Consider the following 12,307-nt stretch of genomic DNA (forward strand, 5'->3'; position numbering starts at 1 on the left):
CTGCGCCGGCGGCCCGCCGCCGCATGCGTTTCCCGACCATCCCCCGCGATCCGCCCGTCGCACTCGCCCTATCGGGGCCAACCGGGTCGTCCCCGGCCCGTTCCTTCGAACCTGTGTGGAGTCCATCCCATGAACGGAAGCAGATCCGCCTTTCTCTCTCTTCTCGCCGCCGGCGGCCTGGCGCTCACCCCGGCGGCCCAGGCCGACCAGGGCAACGACGTGGTCGCCCGCCTCAACCAGTTGTACAACGACACCCGCCAGGACTGCGGCGGACCGTCGAAGCCGGCGTTCCTCTGTTCCGGCGTGCTGTTCCGAGCCACCTGGCCGTCCACCGACTACATGTTCTACAGCGTCAGTCCGAAGAGCCAGAAAAGCGGTGGCGTCTCCGCCTCCTACCTGCGCAAGGACGCGAAATACCGCAAGCTCGCCTACGGGCTGAAGAGCGGTTTCATCTTCGACACCATCTTCGGCAACCCGAAGGATCACCAAGACTACGCGGTGCTCTGTTCCTTCCCCATCGACGCCGCCACCGACGATCGCGCCCAGCAGGGCTGCACCGACTCGCGGCGCACGCCGAACAGCGTCGAGAAGTTCTGCCAGGACATCAACGTCGGCACCGCCGAGCAGTGGGCGGCGAACTACCGGCAGAATCGCGGCGACCATTCCCGGCAGTGCTCCTTCGATGTCCGCGACGAGCGCAATGTCGCCGCCGGACCGGCGTTCTACCAGAGCCTCCGGGCAATGGCGCAGATCGCCGACGAATCCTTCACCACCCAGAACGAACTGCGCCTGGCCAAGTGGGAGGAGAACCCGCCGAAGTCGCCGTCGATCCTCGCCGCGTTCTACACCGAGGACGCCGGCCTGGAAGGCGCGCGCCTCAACCAGATCCAGTGGTACCAGTCGGTCCAGGCGTTCCTGCCGATCATCAACATGAGACTGCCGCAGACCCGCCAGCAGGAGGCGCAGTTCGCCTACGACAGCCGCAAGCAGGCGATCTACCCGATCAGCGCGAAGAACGCCTGCCAACGCTACGTGGAAAGCGCCACTTGGGTGGAACGCGACGATCCCGGCTTCAGGAAGAAAATCATGACCCTGGAGGTGATCCCCACCGACTGCGGGCGCAGGATCCAGGACGACCAGACCAACAACTTCTTCAACGAACTGGTGGTCGACCACTACCTGGACAGCGCCTGGAAGGACAACCCGGACAACCGCGACAGCAACATTGGCAGCATGCGCCGGCAACTGGTCTGTCACTTCAACATCGCCCGCGACAAACCGGAGTGGAACCTGGAACCGTCGCGGCCGTATACCTCCAACGAAGACTCGATCGCCAAGGGCTGCAACAACACCTGAGGCCATCCGGCGGGGGCGCCGCGGCGTCTCCGCCCGACATATGGCGCTTTGATATCACACATTTTACCATGCTTTCCTTTCCACGCCGCCCTGGGAACGAACGCATGGCCTTCGACGCCGCCGACTATGTCCACCGCTACCACGCCAGCCTGGAATATGCTCCGGGCAATGAATACCCGCGCCTGAAAGCCTGGGAGTTCCTCTGGGAATACATCTGGGATTCCCGGCGTAGCTGGGACGACCTGGTCGCTCCCGAGCAGCTCGATACCACCGCGCTGCACCTGGGCTTCTACCTGGCCAACTGGGGCATGTTCCGTGGCTCGTCAGGCCTGTTGCAGAACAGCAATCTGGACCTGATGAAGGCCCTGGCCCGGCAATTGTTCGGCGGCCCGGGGCCGGAGCTGTTCGAACTGTCGCTGGTGGACTTCGCCGCCAGCGCCCCACGCCTGGCGCGTAACCAGGAACTGCTGGAGACGGTGCTCGGCGCGATGGACACCCTCAGCAGCCGGGTCAGCTGGACCGACACCCTGAAAAGCAAGATCCTCCTCGGCGTCTGGGGCGAGTTCCCCGCCCTCGACCGCTACTACGTGGCCGCCTGTCGCGCGCTGTACCCGCGCCGCCCCCACCTGACCCGCGCCAGCGGCAAGACGCTGACCGCGCTGCACGGCCTGATCGGCGCGGAACGGCTGTCCTTCCCGCGCCTGGAAACCGCCCGCCAGGGACTGCTCTACCCCACCGGCCGCCTGGCCGACATGGCGTTCTTCCAGTATGGGTTGGAACACGCCTGAGTTTCCTCGCCACCTGCGCCGGCAGGCGCCGCCGCCGGTCCGGGGGACTTGTGGGCCGCCCCTGGCTGCAAGTAGCATGAGACTCATTCTCAATTACAACAGCGACTCCCCCATGCCACCGGCCGACGCCTCCCTGCACGACGCTGTGAGCCATCTCTACCACAACCACCACGGCTGGCTGCAAGGCTGGTTGCGGCGGCGCCTGGGCTGCGCGGAAAACGCCGCCGACCTGGCCCAGGACACCTTCGCCCGCCTGCTCGCCTCGCGCCGGGTGCTGGAGGCGCGCGAGCCACGGGCCTACCTGACCACCGTCGCCAAGGGTCTGATGATCAACTGGTTCCAGCGCCAGTCGCTGGAACGCGCCTATCTCGACGCCCTGGCCACGCTTCCCGAAGAACTGGCGCCGCCGCCGGAACAGCGTCTGATGGTGCTGGAGACCCTGCACGAGATCGACGCCCTGCTCGGCAGCCTGCCGGGCAAGGTGCGCCAGGCCTTTCTCCTGGCCCAGATCGAAGGCCTGAGGTACGAGGCCATCGCCGAACGCCTGGGAGTCTCCCTGGGCTCGGTGAAGCGCTACATGCAGCAGGCTTTCCGCCACTGCCTGGAGCTGATGGAGTGAGTATCGCGCTCGACGGCAGGATTCCCTCGCATATCCTCGACGAAGCCGCCGACTGGCTGGTGCGCCTGCAGGACAGCGCCTGCAGCGACGCCACCCGCCAGGCCTGCGCCCGCTGGCGCCAGCTAAGCCCGCAACACGCCCACGCCTGGGAGCGCGCCGAACGCCTGCTGCAACGCCTCGGCAGCCTGCCGCCGGCGCTGGCCCTGCCGACCCTCGGTCGCGAACGCGGGCTCGACCGGCGGCGCGCGATCAAGCACCTCGCCCTGGTCCTCGGCGGCGCCTCGCTGGGGCTCGCCACCTGGCGGGCCGAACCCTTGCGCGACTGGCTGGCCGACCAGCGCACCGGCGTGGGCGAACAGCGCCGCCTGGATCTGCCCGACGGCAGCCTGCTGACCCTGAACACCGACAGCGCCGTGGACCTGGCCTTCGACGCCAGCCAGCGCCTGGTACGCCTGCAGCGCGGCGAGATCCTCGTCGACAGCCGCGCCGAACCGCGCCCCTTCCGCGTCGCCACCGCCGAGGCGCGGCTGGCTGCCGGCGCCGCGCGCTTCAATGTGCGCCAGGAGCACGCCGCCACCCGGATCGCGGTTCTCGCCGGACGGGTCGAACTGCTTCCGCTGTATGGGCGCGGGCACTGGCTGGAAGCCGGCGAATCGGTGCGCCTGGGCAACGATGGCGAAGCGCGCCCGTTGGCCCGCGACGATATGCCGGACGCCTGGACCCGCGGCATGCTGATGGCCGACCGGATGCCGCTGGCCGAGTTGCTCGGCGAACTCGGCCGTTACCGTCGCGGCGTCCTGCGCTGCGATCCGCAACTGGCCAGGCTGGCGGTGTCGGGCGCCTATCCGCTGCTGGATCTGCGGCGCACGCTGGGCATGCTGCAGGCCACCTACCCGCTGAAGGTGCGCGGGGTGACCGACTACTGGATCACCCTGGTGCCGGCGTGAGCCCAGGGTGCGACCCGCGCGAAGAACCCTGCCGGAGGGCGCATAGCGCCAAGTCCGACATGTCCAGCGACAGGCCGCTCCCACGAAAGAATCTTTCCACGACCTGAGACCTTTTCCCATCTCGGCTGGCAAGTAGAGGAATCCGTCCGACCCAAGGTCCGCAGAGACCACGAGGAACCCTGTACATGCCCGTACGCACGCTTCGTCCCCGTTCGCTGTCCCTGGCCATCCACGTCGCCGCCACGAGCCTGGCCCTCGCCGGCACGGTGCCCGTCCTGCACGCCGCCGAGACACCCGTCGCCAGCGCGGCGCGCAGCTACGACATCGCCCCCGGCCCGCTGGGCCGTACCCTGTCGGCCTTCGCCAGCGAAAACGGCGTGTCCCTGGCCTTCGATCCGGCCCTCGCCGAGGGACGTCGCAACGCCGCCCTGCGCGGTCGCTACGCGCCGGTCGAGGCGCTGCACCGCCTGCTGCTGGGCAGCGGCCTGGAACTGCAGCAGCGCGGCGACGGCAGCTACACCCTGGTGCCGGCGCCCACCGATGGCGCGCTGGAACTGCAATCCTCGCTGATCACCGCCCAGGCCGCCGGCGCCGAGACCCTGCCCGCCGAGTACACCGGCGGCCAGGTGGCGCGTGGCGCGCGCCTGGGCATGCTGGGTAACGTCGACGTGATGGACGCGCCGTTCAGCATCGTCAGCTACACCGCCAGGACCATCGACCAGCAGCAGGCGCGCAGCGTCGCCGACCTGCTGCAGGCCAACGATCCGTCGGTACGCGTGGTCGGCGGGCGCGGCGACCTGGTGGACAGCTACACGATTCGCGGCTTCGCGGTGCAGAACGCCGATGTCGCCTTCAACGGCCTCTATGGTCTGCTGCCGTTCTGGCGGGTGCCGATCGAGTTCGCCGAACGCGTGGAAGTGCTCAAGGGGCCGAACGCCCTGCTCGGCGGGATTTCTCCCGGCGGCAGCGTCGGCGGCACCATCAACCTGGTGCCCAAGCGCGCCGACGACCAGCCGCTGACCCGCGTTAGCGTCGACTGGAGCCAGCGCAGCCAGCTCGGCACCCACCTCGACATCGGCCGTCGCTTCGGCGAGAACAACGCCTTCGGCGTGCGCTTCAATGGCGTCTACCGCAACGGCGACACCGCCGTCGATCATCAGAGCCGCGAGTTTCCCATGCTCTCCCTGGGCCTGGACTTCCGTGGCGAGCGCCTGCGCCTGTCCAGCGACCTGCTGTACCAGAAGGAAAGCCTGGAAGGCGTGGTGCGCCCGCTGCTGACCGGCCCGGGAACCACTCACATCCCCCACGCCCCGGACTCGAAGACCCGCTTCGGCCTGCGCGATTCCTACCTGGACCAGGAGGATTACTCCATGGTCAACCGCGGCGAGTACGACCTCGCCGACAACCTGACGGCGTTCGCCAGCCTCGGCGGCCGCCAGAGCAACTACGAAACCATCGCCGCCAACAGCATCCTCATCGGCAACCAGGGCGATATCGTCAACAGCCTGGCACGCCAGCGTGGCGACCGCCGCACCTATTCCGCCGAGGTCGGCCTGCGCGGCAACTTCGACACCGGCCCGCTCCGCCACGACTGGACGCTCAGCGCCAACCGCCTGCACGAACGGCTGGGCATGGTCTACGCCTTCACCGGGATGCAGCCGGGCAACCTCTACCAGACCTCGCCGCATACGCCGGTCCCGGACTTCTCCAGCCTCGACGGAAGCATCCCGAAGACCAACGAGACCGACCTCGGCGGCGTGGCGCTGGCCGACAGGCTGTCGTTGCTCGAGGATCGCGTGCAGGTCACCCTGGGCGTGCGCCGCCAGCAGATCGAGTCGCGCAACTACGACCAGACCAGCGGCGCGCGCACCAGCCATGACAAGCGGCACGTGTGGACACCGATGGCCAGCGTGCTGGTCAAGCCGCTGCAGGACCTGTCGCTGTACGCCAGCTACATCCAGGGCCTCAGCCAGGGCGAGGCGGCGCCGATGACCGCGGCCAACGCCGGCCAGGTGCTGGCGCCGTACAAGGCCGAGCAATACGAGATCGGCGCCAAGTACGAGCTGGGCGGCTTCACCACCACCCTGGCGCTGTTCGAGATCAGGAAACCGAACGCCTATACCGACGCCAGCAACGTCTTCCGCGCCGACGGCGAGCAACGCAACCGCGGCGTGGAGCTGAGCCTCTATGGCGAACCGCTGGACGGCGTGCGGGTGATGGCCGGCGCCACCTACATCAAGCCCGAGCAGAACAAGACCGGCGACCCCGCCAGCGAAGGCAGGGACGCGCCCGGCGTGGCCCGCCGCCAGGCCAACCTGGGGCTCAGCTGGGACACCCCGTTCGTCGACGGCCTGACCCTCGACAGCCGCTGGATCTACACCGGCTCGGCCTACGTGGACAGCGCCAACGCCCTCGACGTGCCGCACTGGAACCGCGTCGACCTCGGCGCCGCCTACGCCTTCCAGGTCGCCGGCAAGCCGCTGGTGGCGCGCGCCAACCTGGAGAACGCGCTGGGCAAGGACTACTGGACCGCGGCCAACGGCTACCTGTCGATCAGCTCGCCGCGCACCCTTTCCCTGTCACTCACGGCGGACTTCTGAGTCCGCCCCGCCATGACCAGAAACCGCCGATGAGCCGCCAATGACCGCGAAAACCCTGCGCACCTGGTACCTGGTGCACAAATGGACCAGCCTGATCTCCACGATCTTCCTGCTGATGCTCTGCCTCACCGGCTTGCCGCTGATCTTCCACGAGGAGATCGAGCACTACTTCGAGCCGCATCCGCAGCTCGAACCGCTCACCGCCGAGTCGCCGCGCATCGACTACGACGACGTGATCGCCCGCGCCCTGGCCGCCCGGCCGGGCGAGGTGGTGCGCTTCCTGGTATTCGAAAAGGACGACCCGCTGGGCCTGGTGATCACCGCGCCGACCCTGGTGCCGCCGCCGGAGAACGGCCACATGCAGCCGTTCGACGCGCGCACCGGAGAATTCTTCGACGCGCTGCCGCCGCCGGGCGGCTTCATGTACCTGATGCTGAAGCTGCACACCGACCTGTTCCTCGGCCTGCCCGGCTACCTGTTCCTCGGCCTGATGGGCCTGCTGCTGGTGGCCTCGCTGGTGTCCGGGGTGGTGGTGTACACGCCGTTCATGCGCAAGCTGGACTTCGCCACGGTACGCGCCGAACGCAGCCGTCGCCTGAAGTGGCTGGACCTGCACAACCTGCTGGGCATCGTCACCCTGTCCTGGGTACTGGTGGTCGGCGTGACCGGGGTGATCAACACCCTGGCCCTGCCGATCCTGATGCTCTGGCAAGGCGGGCAGTTGGCGGAAATGACCGCGCCCTACAAGAACGCGCCGCCGCTGCAGCGCCTCGGCTCGCTCGACGCGGCCCTGGCCACGGCACGCCGGGCGGCGCCGGACATGGAGGTCAGCTTCGTCGGCTTCCCCGGTACCCAGTTCAGCAGCCAGCATCACTATGCGGTGTTCATGCGCGGCAACACGCCGCTCACCGAGCGCCTGCTGAAGCCGGCTCTGATCGACGCGCAGACCGGCGAACTCACCGACATGCGCGAGATGCCGCTGTACGTGAAGACGCTCCTGCTGTCGCAGCCGCTGCACTTCGGCGACTACGGCGGCATGCCGCTGAAGATCGTCTGGGCGCTGCTCGATCTCGTCAGCATCGTCATCCTCGCCAGCGGTCTCTACCTCTGGTTCGGCCGACGCAAGACGCCATTGGAGAAGCGCCTGGCGGAACTGCCGGACGGCAGCCTGGCGACGGAGGGCAAGGCATGAGGCGCGGTCTCTGGATGATCTTCCGCTGGCCCCTGCTGCTGGCCCTGCTCGGCCTCTTCGGGCTGCTCTCGGCGCTGCTCGGCGACGGTCTCTGCGACCTGCTCTCCTGGCTCGCCCTGGGCACTCCGCTGGTGCTGATCGGCTGGGTCTGGCTGCGCCTGCCGCGAACCCGAAGGAACCCCTGAATGACTGCCCCGCCGCCACCCGCCAGCACCCTGGACTTGCGTCCGCTGATGTTCGAGACCTTCGCCTGCACCCTGGCGGTGATGTCCTTCGTCGCCCTGGTCGGCCCGCTCGCCCGCAAGCTCGGCCTGGCGCCCTGGCAGGCCGGCGCCGCGGTGACCGCCGGCGGCATCGCCTGGATGCTCGCGGCGCGCCCCTGGGGCATCGCCAGCGACCGCCATGGGCGACGGCGGGTACTGCTCGGCGGGCTGGCCGGCTTCGCCCTCTCCTACGGCTCGCTCTGTCTGTTCATCGTGCTCGCCCTGCACTGGACGTTGCCGAGCCTGCTCGCCTTCGCCGGCATCGTTCTTCTGCGCGGCCTCGCCGGCGGCTTCTACGCCGCGGTGCCGGCTTGCACGGCAGCCCTGGTGGCCGATCACGTCGAGGCACAACGACGCGCCGCGGCACTGGCCGGGCTCGGCGCGGCCAGCGGGGTGGGCATGGTGATCGGACCGGGGCTGGCCGGGCTGCTGGCGATTCACGGGCTGGTCCTGCCGTTGCTGCTCACCGCCGCGCTGCCCCTGGTCGCCCTGCTGGCGCTCTACCGCTGGCTGCCACGCAAGGAGCGCCGCCAGCCGAACCGCGGCCTCCCCCTGGCCCTCGGCGACCGCCGCCTGCGGCGGCCGCTGGCGCTGGGCTTCGTGGCGATGTTCAGCGTCACCGTGGCGCAGATCACCGTGGGCTTCTTCGCCCTCGACCGGCTGCGCCTGGAGTCCGCCGACGCCGCGCGGGTGGCCGGCATCGCCCTGACCGCCGTGGGCGTCGCGCTGATCCTGGCCCAGCTCCTGGTGCGCCACCTGGACTGGCCACCGTCGCGACTGATCCGGGCCGGCGGGCTGGTCGCCGCCATCGGCTTCGCCGCCGTGTGCTTCGCCGACTCGCCGCCACTGCTCTGGCTGGCCTTCTTCGTCGCCGCGGCGGGCATGGGTTGGCTGTTCCCGGCAGTCTCGGCGCTCAACGCCAATGCCGTGCGCGCCGAGGAACAGGGCGCTGCCGCCGGCACCCTGGTGGCCGTACATGGCTTCGGCCTGATCAGCGGGCCGCTGCTCGGCGCGCTGCTCCACCAACTGGACAGCCGCGCCCCCTACGCGCTGGTCGGCCTGCTGCTGGCGCTGGCGGCGCTCTGGCCGAGCCAACCGACGCGCCCCGTGGAAACGAGGAGCGAAGCCCCATGACCGCTGTCGACCTGCTGCTGGTCGCGACCCTGCTGGCGGCCCTGCTCGCCTGGTGGATACCCGCCCTGCCCGGCCGCCGTGGTCTGCTGGCGTTCGCCTCGACGCTGGCGCTCGGCGCCGGCCTGTACGCTGCATGGGACGACCGCTGGCAGGCCGCCGTCGGTGCCTTCGCCGGTTTCTCCCTGCTGCTCGGCACCTGTCTGCGCCGCAAGCCCGTGCGCGGCCTGCCGTTCCGGAGCGGTTCGCTGTACGGCCTGCTGGTGCTGCTGGCAATCGCCGCGCTGTACCTGTTCCCGGTCGCGCCGCTACCGGCGCCGAGCGGCCCCTATGCAGTCGGCGTGCGCGATTTCGAACTGGCCGACCCCAGCCGGCCCGGCCTGCTCGGCGCCCCGGCCGGGCAGCCGCGGCGCCTGCTGGTGCGCGCCTGGTACCCGGCGCGCCCGATCGTCGGCACCGCGCCACGCCACTACTTCGACCCGGACGAGGCGCGCAGCACCGCGCGGGGCTTCGGTGAAATACTCGGCTTTCCGCCGTTGCTCACCTACCTCAAGCACCTGCGCACCCATTCCTATCCGGACGCCCCGTTGCGCGACGACTCCGCTCGCCTGCCGGTGGTGTTCTACAGCCATGGCTACAGCGCCTTCGCCGGCGGCAACTGGACCCTGATGGAAGAGCTGGCCAGCCACGGCTATGCCGTCTACGCGATCCAGCACAGCGGCGACGCGTCGCCGACCCGCCTGCCCGACGGTACGCTGCTGCCCATGGACCCCGGCCTGGTCGAACACCTGCGCCGGGCCGCCCACGACGGCTTGCCGCAGGCCATGCGCCAGGGCTATGTCAGCGACGATCTCGACCAGCGCCTCGACGGCCAGTTGCACACCGCCCTCGACCTGCCCGTCCCGGCCAACCGCGCCGTCAACCTCAGCGCGCCGGTATGGCTGGCCGACCGCCTGTTCGTCCATGACCGCCTGCAGGCCGGCGAGGTCCCGGATAGGGTCGCCGACCTGGTGGCCGCCAGCGACTTCGCGCATACCGGCGAGATGGGCATGTCCTTCGGCGGCTCGACCACCGGCGCGGTCTGCATGGTCGACCGACGCTGCGCGGCGGCGGTCAACCTCGACGGCGGCGACTTCGACTTCGCGCCCTTCGATAGCGATTTCCCGGCACCGCTGCTGATGCTGCACGCCGACCTTGGCAACTTCTACCGGCTGTTCGGCATCGAACCGCCGGCCCGCCCGAGAAGCTTCAACGACTTTTCCTACGAACGCTTCGAACACGCCGGCCAGCGCCAGGACATTCATCGCCTGGTACTGCGCGACTCGGCCCATGCCGGTCTTACCGACAATCCGCTGTTCATCCGCCGACCGCTGCGCGACGGGCTGCTCGGCTCGGCCCCGACGGAAATCCTCATCCAGGCGCCCAACGCCCTGGTTCTGGGCTTCTTCGATCATTACCTGCGCGGCCGCGCCAACGACTTTCCGCAAGCGCAGATGGCGCGTTTCTCCGGTTGGCTGACGCGCTATGACAACTCGGCGGTGCGCGACTGGTGGCTGGCCAAGCCGCAAGCCCAGCGCCTGGCGCTGCGACAACGCATCGACGAAATGAAACGGCGCAAGACCGGGCTGGATCTTCCCTGACCACGGGTTACAGTGGGCGCCCCATCTGCGGAGCGCCGTCCATGCATATCCCGCCCGAGCTGATCATCCACCAGACCCGCCACTGGACGTTGAACCAGCGGATCGACTCGGCCCTGCCCGGCTACTGCATGCTCGGCTCGCGGCAACCGGCGACGGCCTTCCACCAGTTGCCGGAACAGGCCCTCGCCGAATTCGGGCCGCTGCTGGCCAGGGTCGAACGCTGCTCCGCCGTGAAGCGCCGGCGCTACGGCATCGTCACGGTTGCAGGTAGCGGTGCCTCCAGCCTCCCTCGTCGCGGTCGTAGCGCAGGCGTTCGTGCAGGCGCTCGGTGCCGTTGCCCCAGAACTCCACCGACTCCAGGCACAGCTCGAACAGGCAATAGCCCGGCGGGCGCGGCAGCGGGCCGGCGGTTTCGGCCAGGCGGCGGGCCTCGGCGCGCAGGGCGTGGATGTCGGCGAGGGTCTGGCTCTGCCGCGAGGCGATCGACATCGGGTGGGTCTGGTACGGGCGGCTCAGCCACTGGGCGTCGGCACGCTCGTCGGGCAGGCGTTCGGCGATGCCGTTGAGGATCACCTGCTGGCTGCTCTCGCGCCAGTACAGCACTCCCGAGGCCCAGGGGTTCTGCGCCAGTTCGCGGCCCTTCTGGCTGTCGGCGTGGGTGGCGAACACCACCCCGCGCTCGCCGAGTTCGGCGATCACCACGATCCGCGTCGATGGCCGGCCCTGCCCGTCGACCGTGGCCAGGGCCAGCGCCCGCGGCTCGCGCACGCCATAGCGGCGGGCGCGTTCCAGCCAGTTGCGCAGGACCTGCATGGGGTTCGCCGGCGGCGCCTCGAACTCCGGGAAGGCGGCTTCGATGGTCCCGGTGAGGGACTCGGAGATGTTCGGGTTCACGCCCATGGCGGCGCTCCTTTGCTCTGGGGGTTCACAGGTAGGCCCGGCCTTCGGCGAAGGCCGCGCCGTTGCCCGACACTTCCACCGCCGAGACCCGTTCGCCGGCACCCTCGGCGCGCGCGTACATGCGCGACGGCCGGCCGATCTCGACGCCCTGGAGGATCTCGATCTGCTGCCCGTAGGGGATCTGCCGGTGGCGCGCCAGGTGGATCGCCAGCGGCCCGGCGGCGGAGCCGGTGGCGGCGTCCTCGACCACGCCGTAGGCCGGCGAGAACATGCGGCTGCGCCAGTGCCGCCCGGCGCCGGCGAAGCAGTTCACCGCCAGGTCCGGGAAGTCGCACAGGGCGCGGTGGTCGGGGTGCAGCGCGGACAGCGCGGCGACGCTCTCCAGGCCGACGAAGACGTGGCGCGGGCCGTTGCGGTAGACCTCGATGGGAAAGGTCGAGCCCTTCAGGCCGAGGGCGGCGAGCAGCTCGGCCGGGCGGCCGAAGTGCTCCCAGGTGGGGATCGGCTGCCGCATGCTGCAGGCCACCACCTTGCCGTCCTGGCGCTCCAGGGTGAAGGGCACGGTGCCCATCCTGGTCTCCAGGAACAGGCTGTCCTTGTCGGTCTCGGCGCCCAGGGCGATGGCGGTGCCCAGCAGCGGGTGGCCGGCGAACGGCAGTTCGTTGACCGGGGTGAAGATGCGGATGCGCGCGTCGCCGTCCTCTTGCGGGCGGAGCACGAAGGTGCTCTCCGACAGGTTCATCTCCCGCGCCATGCGCTGCATGCGCTCGCCGCTGAGGTCGTCGCAGTCGAAGAACACCGCCACCGGGTTGCCTTGCAGCGGTTCGCTGGCGAAGGCGTCTATCACGACATATCTGTGCATGGGGTCTCC

Annotated in this window: 11 protein-coding genes and 1 pseudogene; 10 read left to right on the forward strand and 2 right to left on the reverse strand. The window is 69.6% G+C overall.

Annotated elements, in window-relative coordinates:
• Window positions 1–129 precede the first annotated feature (129 nt).
• The 10 genes and pseudogenes from PSPA7_RS15990 to PSPA7_RS31215 form a co-directional block, all read left to right on the forward strand.
• Window positions 130–1,356, forward strand: a complete 1,227-nt coding sequence (locus PSPA7_RS15990; protein WP_012076093.1) for a DUF2599 domain-containing protein — start codon at window positions 130–132, stop codon at window positions 1,354–1,356.
• A 104-nt stretch (window positions 1,357–1,460) separates the two neighbouring features.
• On the forward strand, window positions 1,461–2,144 hold the full coding sequence (locus tag PSPA7_RS15995) for a hypothetical protein (protein WP_003149979.1): 684 nt from the start codon (window positions 1,461–1,463) through the stop codon (window positions 2,142–2,144).
• Between the two features lie 112 nt (window positions 2,145–2,256).
• Complete coding sequence (locus PSPA7_RS16000; protein ID WP_033997176.1) at window positions 2,257–2,763, forward strand: sigma-70 family RNA polymerase sigma factor; 507 nt, start codon at window positions 2,257–2,259, stop codon at window positions 2,761–2,763.
• On the forward strand, window positions 2,760–3,710 hold the full coding sequence (locus PSPA7_RS16005; protein ID WP_012076095.1) for a FecR domain-containing protein: 951 nt from the start codon (window positions 2,760–2,762) through the stop codon (window positions 3,708–3,710). Before PSPA7_RS16000 ends, PSPA7_RS16005 begins: the two co-directional genes overlap by 4 nt.
• 185 nt (window positions 3,711–3,895) lie before the next feature.
• The gene (locus PSPA7_RS16010; RefSeq protein WP_003156968.1) at window positions 3,896–6,310 is read left to right on the forward strand and encodes a TonB-dependent receptor; all 2,415 of its coding nucleotides are present in this window, start codon (window positions 3,896–3,898) and stop codon (window positions 6,308–6,310) included.
• A 40-nt stretch (window positions 6,311–6,350) separates the two neighbouring features.
• Complete coding sequence (locus PSPA7_RS16015; protein WP_012076096.1) at window positions 6,351–7,502, forward strand: PepSY-associated TM helix domain-containing protein; 1,152 nt, start codon at window positions 6,351–6,353, stop codon at window positions 7,500–7,502.
• Window positions 7,499–7,687: a hypothetical protein gene (locus PSPA7_RS16020; protein ID WP_012076097.1), complete on the forward strand. Its 189-nt coding sequence runs from the start codon at window positions 7,499–7,501 to the stop codon at window positions 7,685–7,687. The genes PSPA7_RS16015 and PSPA7_RS16020 overlap by 4 nt, the downstream gene beginning before the upstream one ends.
• A complete protein-coding gene (locus tag PSPA7_RS16025) occupies window positions 7,688–8,899 on the forward strand; it encodes an MFS transporter (protein WP_012076098.1) in 1,212 nt (403 codons plus the stop codon).
• Entirely contained in the window at window positions 8,896–10,536 is a 1,641-nt protein-coding gene (locus PSPA7_RS16030; RefSeq protein ID WP_012076099.1) for an alpha/beta hydrolase, read from the forward strand. Before PSPA7_RS16025 ends, PSPA7_RS16030 begins: the two co-directional genes overlap by 4 nt.
• A gap of 41 nt (window positions 10,537–10,577) precedes the next feature.
• Window positions 10,578–10,757: pseudogene (locus tag PSPA7_RS31215) on the forward strand (HIT family protein); the annotation flags it as partial.
• 34 nt (window positions 10,758–10,791) lie between these two features.
• Here the strand turns inward: PSPA7_RS31215 and phzG are convergent.
• Together phzG and phzF are read right to left on the reverse strand one after the other, a co-directional pair.
• Window positions 10,792–11,436, reverse strand: a complete 645-nt coding sequence (phzG, locus tag PSPA7_RS16035) for a phenazine biosynthesis FMN-dependent oxidase PhzG (RefSeq protein ID WP_012074245.1) — start codon at window positions 11,434–11,436, stop codon at window positions 10,792–10,794.
• 25 nt (window positions 11,437–11,461) lie between these two features.
• Complete coding sequence (phzF, locus tag PSPA7_RS16040) at window positions 11,462–12,298, reverse strand: phenazine biosynthesis protein PhzF (protein ID WP_012074246.1); 837 nt, start codon at window positions 12,296–12,298, stop codon at window positions 11,462–11,464.
• Between the last annotated feature and the right edge of the window lie 9 nt (window positions 12,299–12,307).

The organism is Pseudomonas paraeruginosa PA7, from assembly GCF_000017205.1.
GTDB lineage: Bacteria > Pseudomonadota > Gammaproteobacteria > Pseudomonadales > Pseudomonadaceae > Pseudomonas > Pseudomonas paraeruginosa.